Genomic DNA, 5,368 nt, shown 5'->3' with positions numbered 1-5,368 from the left:
CCCGGTGGGCGCTGGCGCCAGCGGGGTCCTGAGGTAGCGCTGATGCCACGTGAGGGCCCCGCTACGCGCGCCGCGTGGAGTAGGCGCCCTCGGGCTCTCACGTAGCTCAGCGGACGGGCACCAGCTTCATCCGTACGTCGACGGCGACCACGCCTTGGCCGTCGTCGCGGACGAACACGGGGTTGAGGTCGAGCTCGGCCACCTCGGGGACGTCCTCGACCATGGCGTTGATCCGGAAGAGCAGGTCCCGGAGCGCCGCGACGTCGGCCGGGGCGGATCCGCGGTACCCACGCAGCAACGGGGCCATGCGCAGGTCCGCCAACATCTCGTCGACGTCACGGTCGGTCAGGGGCGTGATGCGCACGCTGACGTCGCGCAGCAGCTCGACGAGCGTCCCGCCCATCCCTGTGAGGATGATCGGCCCGAACGAGGGGTCGTGGGTCACACCGACGACCATCTCGACGCCGTCGCCGACCATCTCCTGGACCAGGTAGCTGTCGGCGTGCTGCTCGAGGCCGGCATCGATGAGCGAGGCCCGGATGCGGTCCACGGCCTCGCGTGCTGCATCTGGCGTGTCCAACCCGAGCACGACGCCGCCGACGTCGGCCTTGTGGATGGGCGCGGCCACCTTCACCGCCACCGGGACGCCGAACTCCTCCTGCGCCGCCGCGGCTTCGTCGCTGGTCGCCACGACCCGGGAGCGAGCCAGCGTGACGCCGTAGGCACGCAGCAGCCCCTCGGCCTCGGCCGCCGTCAGCCAGCGGCCGTCACCTGCGCCCTGGTGGCCATCCGCCTCGCCGTGGTCGTCCGGGCCGCCGCCGTCCGTCCCCGCGGCATCGGTCGCCTCCGCGACGTGACTGGTGCCGATCGCGAGCTCGCCGCCGGCATCGGTCGAGGCGAGCGCCGCGTCGACGATCTCGCGCGCCCGGTCGCGGTCGATGCCGTCCGGGTCGACCGCCTGTCCGAGCGGCCGTCTCCGCCACGCGGCGTACTGCCCGATGCGGCCCATCGCGCGAGCGGCCGACTCCGGGAACGCGAACGAGGGGATGCTGGCCTCCGCGAGCTCGGGGGTGATGCCCGCGGCCGACATGAACACGCTGATGATCGGGACGTCGTCGGGGATGTTCGTCTTGGCCTCGACGAGGGCGCGGGCGACGTCGTCGGTCTCGGTGGTGCCGGTCGGGATGAAGATGACGAAGACCATGTCGACCTCGTCGGCGTTCCCGAGCACCTCGATCGAGCGCCGGTACGACTCCGGGGACGCGCTCGCGATCATGTCGACGGGGTTGCCGATCCCGGCCTCCGCGGGCAGGAACTCGCGGAACTGGTCCACGGTGCGGTCCGACAGCGGCGGGATGCTCAGCCCGTTCGACTCGAGCGCGTCGGCAGCGAGGATCCCCGGGCCGCCGGCGTTGGTGAGGATCGCGACCTTGTCGCCGGACGGCAGGCCCTGGCTGGCGAGCAACGTGGCGACCTCGAACATCTCCTCGAGGGTGTCGGTGCGGATCACACCCGTCTGCCGGAACAGCGCGTCCACGGCGACGTCGCCCGAGGAGATCGCCGCGGTGTGGCTCGATGCCGCCCGGACCCCGGCCGACGTGCGCCCGGACTTGACCGCCACGATCGGCTTCTTGCGCGACACGCGACGGGCGATGCGCGAGAACTTGCGCGGGTTCCCGAAGCTCTCGAGGTACATCAGGATGACGTCGGTGTCCTCGTCCTCCTCCCAGTACTGCAGGAGGTCGTTGCCGGAGATGTCGGCCTTGTTGCCCACCGACACGAAGGTGGCGATCCCGAGGCCGAGCTCCTCGACGTGGTCGAGGACGGCCAAGCCGAGCGCCCCGGACTGGGACGACATCGACACCCGACCCTGTGCCGGGAAGGTCTGGGAGAAGGTGCCGTTCAGCCGGACCTCATCGCTGCCGTTGAGCAGTCCCATGCAGTTGGGGCCGATGATCCGCAGCCCGTGCGCGCTGGCGCGATCGAGCAGGTCGGCCTGGCGTGCCTCGCCCTCCTCGTCGACCTCGGAGAACCCGGCCGAGACCACGCACACCGCCTTGACGCCGAGCTCGCCGGCCTGGTCGACGACGTCGTTCACGAACCGTCCGGGGACGCACACGATGACCAGGTCCGGCGTCTCGGGGACGTCGGCGAGCGATGGGTACGCCGCGACGGACTGGACGTAGGAGGCGTTCGGGTTGACCGGGTAGACCACGCCCTGGAAGCCGCCCTGCAGGATGTTGTCGAAGACCAGCCCGCCGATGGCCTGCTTGTCGCGCGACGCACCGACGACCGCGACCCGCTCGGGGCGGAAGAACCGCGCGAGGGCGGCGCGCGCCGCCTCCTGGTCAGCCGTGGCGACCACGTCGAGGAAGCGTTCGGTGAAGTCGAGTTCGAGGTCGCTGCGGACCACCCCGCCGAAGTCGCGGTCCGAGTGGTACTCGAGCCCGAGCTCGCGGACCAGGTTCAGCATCCTCACGTTGTCGGAGAGGATGTCACCGGTCAGGGTGCGCACCCCGGCGTCGGCGGCTGCCTGGGCGACCTGACGCACCAGGGCGGTCCCGATACCACGGCCCTGCTGGTCGTCCTGGATGAGCGCGGCGAACTCCGCGTGGTCGCGCTGGTCGGGGTCGCGTTCGTAGCGCGCGACGCCGATGATCCGCTCGGCATCTCCTCGGCCACGGGTCGCGACGACGCCGTACTGGAGGGCCGGGTCGAGGTCGGTGAAGCGCCCGACGTTCGACTCGTCGAGGTTGAACGACCCCATGAAGCGGGCGCGACGGGACTCCGCCGACGTGCGTGCCCACATCCCGAGCAACCGACCACGGTCCTCCGACGTGATCGGCCGGATCAGGATCGTCGTGCCGTCGGGGAGCACGTGATCGAAGGTGTCGTTGGAGCGGGTGGGTGCATCCATCGTGGGCCTCACGGGCGCGCAGGTGCCGGACACGGGTCGCGTCGGATGGCGCGTTCGGGGTCGAGCGGACAGCCGAGCAGCCGGCGCGCTGGTTCGCACCCGGCATGCGGCCCTGGCATGCAAGCCGGACGCCCCCTTCCGTGCGCCGCTCCGAGCGGGCACGATGGGCCACACCCCGGAGCTGGCCTCCCGGCGGGGCCGGCGGAGAGGCGTCGACCGTGCCCCACCCCGAGCATGACCTCGACTCCGAGCTCGACCCGCGGACCGCTGCCCTCGAAGCGCAGCTGGACCGGCTCGACGATGCGGCGCTCGACGGCGCCCCACGCGAGGGGGACGAGCCACCCGACCTCGGCACGTTCGACGAGAAGGCCGACGGGTTCGGGTTCCACGTCGACGACGATCCCGACCGGGTCATCGATCCGCTCGAGCACGCCGCGGAAGCGCACGATGGACCGGACGCGGTCGATGCCGTGGACGAGCTGGTCGCCGCTTTCAACGCCCGCGACCTCGAGGATCTGCTGGCGGTCGTGGCAGCGGACGGCGAGGCACCCGGTCTGCTCGGGTACGACCGCGCCAACCTCCCGCAGGCGGTGACCGACCTCTGGGATCGCCGACCGACGGTGCAGGTCACCCGCGGTGAACTCGAGGGGCGCGTGGCGGGCGTGCTGTGGGAGCACGACGGTTCCGCCTGGTGGCGGCTCGCGGTGGTCTCGGTGGACGACATCCGCGACGGCCGGGTCGGCGTGCTCGAGTTCGTCGACGACCCGGACCTCGTCGATCAGGTGGTGACCGAGGAGCCCGATCGCGACCTGGTCGAGGGTGCCCGTTGGCAGGAGTGGGAGGACGGCAGCGGCTGACACCGCCGGTGTCGGTCAGCTGCGGCGTGGGATCCGCTCCTCCAGCGGGAGCGACCTGACCTCGTCCCAGGTCGGCCGCGGGAGCTTGAACACCTCGCCGAGCGTCGCGTAGCGGGTGCCGGCGAGCCGGAGGACCGGGTCGAGCAGCTCCGGATCGATCCGGCCGTCCCGCCACACCGCCGGGGTGACGTGGACGTGGACCACCTCGCCGACCACGAGGTTGCCGTTGCCGAGCGGGAGCTCGTGTACCAGCCGGCACTCGAGGTGCGCTTTCGCGGCGGCGACACGAGGCGGCGCGACCACCGCTGACGGCGCGTCCTCGATGCCGAACCAGGTGAACTCGTCCTCACCCGGGGGGAGGTCCGCGGCGGTCGCGTTCATCTCCTCGAGCACGTGGCTGGTGGTGATGTTCACCACGAACTCAGCCGTAGCGCGGACGTTGCGCAGCGTGTCCTTCTCACCGGTCGAGCTGAAGATCACGTGGGGCGGATCGTTGGCGACGACCTGGAAGTAGGAGTGCGGCGCGACGTTCCGGACGCCCTGCTCGCTGAGGGTCGAGATCCACGCGATCGGCCGCGGGACGACCAACCCGGTCATCAGGAAGTAGATCTGTCGCGCGGCCCAGTCCGCTGGATCCAGCTCGAGGTCGGTCTCGAGGTGATCCGGGGGTTCGGCGTGGGAGGACGGCACGGAGGCACCTCGGTCGCTGGCGGGCCGGATGGTCGTGGCCGTGAGGCTAGGTCCACCTCGGCCATCCGTCCGGTGGCCCGCCTTCGACGGACGGTCGGCCGGGACGTGGGGCCCCTGCGGAGGCCTCGATGCGGGCAGCGTGGGTCCCGAGGCGCCGGACCCGCTGGCGCGTGATCCACGGAGGACCCAGGTGTCGGACGACCAGGGCGAGAAGCTGAAGGGTGTCGCGAAGGAGACCGTCGGCAAGATGACGGACAAGGACGACCTGCAGGCCGAGGGCGAGCAGCAGCAGCAGAAGGCCCAGAAGAACGAGGAAGCCGAGCGTCTGGAGCAGGAGGCCGAGCACAAGAAGCACCAGGCTGCGGGCCACGAGGGCGAGCAGCGCAAGCGCCAGGACTGAAGTCCGAAGCTACGTCGACGAGCCGGCCCCGCGGGGCCGGCTCGTCGGTGTTCGGACGACGTCCCGCTCGCGCGGCCGCCGACACAGCCGTCAGTCGGTGAGGGCGCGCTGCCCGGCCGGGGAACGGGGGTCGGCGCCGGTGGCACCACCCTGCGCAGCCCCTTCGGCCTGCTCGGCCTTGCGGCCCTGGATGAACTGCACGACCCCGATCACGGCCGCGATGAGCAGCAGCGGGACGCGGAGGGGGCCGGGCACGATCCGCCAGGCGCGTCGCAACCACGGCAGCGCGGCGATGATGGCCTTGGGGTCCACGGGCAGCTCCTCGGTCCGACGGCTCGGAAGGTCGAAGTTCGACGCTACCCGCGACCGGAGGCGCCCACCCTCGCCGCGACGCCCGGACGGTCACCTCACCGAGCGGTAGGCGTGGAGGGGCACGGGCGCCCCTTGTGGTCTACCGGTAGGCGTGGAGGGGCACGGGCGCCCCTTGTGGTCTACCGGTAGGCG

Annotated in this window: 5 protein-coding genes; 2 read left to right on the top strand and 3 right to left on the bottom strand. The window is 71.6% G+C overall.

The annotated features are described in order from the left end of the window. Positions 1-106 precede the first annotated feature (106 nt). Complete coding sequence (locus WEB03_RS03090) at positions 107-2,917, bottom strand: GNAT family N-acetyltransferase (RefSeq protein WP_368069505.1); 2,811 nt, start codon at positions 2,915-2,917, stop codon at positions 107-109. Positions 2,918-3,135: 218 nt separating this feature from the next. Between WEB03_RS03090 and WEB03_RS03085 the strand changes: the two genes are divergently transcribed. Then, positions 3,136-3,774, top strand: a complete 639-nt coding sequence (locus WEB03_RS03085) for a hypothetical protein (protein WP_368069504.1) — start codon at positions 3,136-3,138, stop codon at positions 3,772-3,774. A gap of 15 nt (positions 3,775-3,789) precedes the next feature. On the opposite strand, the gene WEB03_RS03080 is transcribed toward WEB03_RS03085, so the two are convergent. Beyond that, a complete protein-coding gene (locus WEB03_RS03080) occupies positions 3,790-4,464 on the bottom strand; it encodes a flavin reductase family protein (protein ID WP_368069503.1) in 675 nt (224 codons plus the stop codon). Between the two features lie 190 nt (positions 4,465-4,654). Between WEB03_RS03080 and WEB03_RS03075 the strand changes: the two genes are divergently transcribed. After that, positions 4,655-4,864: a CsbD family protein gene (locus WEB03_RS03075; protein WP_368069502.1), complete on the top strand. Its 210-nt coding sequence runs from the start codon at positions 4,655-4,657 to the stop codon at positions 4,862-4,864. A gap of 90 nt (positions 4,865-4,954) precedes the next feature. Here the strand turns inward: WEB03_RS03075 and WEB03_RS03070 are convergent, their stop codons facing one another. Further along, the gene (locus WEB03_RS03070; RefSeq protein ID WP_368069501.1) at positions 4,955-5,176 is read right to left on the bottom strand and encodes a hypothetical protein; all 222 of its coding nucleotides are present in this window, start codon (positions 5,174-5,176) and stop codon (positions 4,955-4,957) included. Positions 5,177-5,368: the final 192 nt, after the last annotated feature.

It is taken from the genome of Nitriliruptor sp., assembly GCF_040882075.1.
In the GTDB taxonomy this organism is placed as follows: domain Bacteria; phylum Actinomycetota; class Nitriliruptoria; order Nitriliruptorales; family Nitriliruptoraceae; genus Nitriliruptor.
Note: the sequence above shows the minus strand (reverse complement) of the source record. Positions and strands in the feature narration are given on the sequence as shown.

Coding starts and splice junctions, on each gene's coding strand:
- WEB03_RS03090 (WP_368069505.1), bottom strand. CDS start 2,917: ATGGATGCACCCACCCGCTCCAACGACACCTTCGATCACGTGCTCCCC.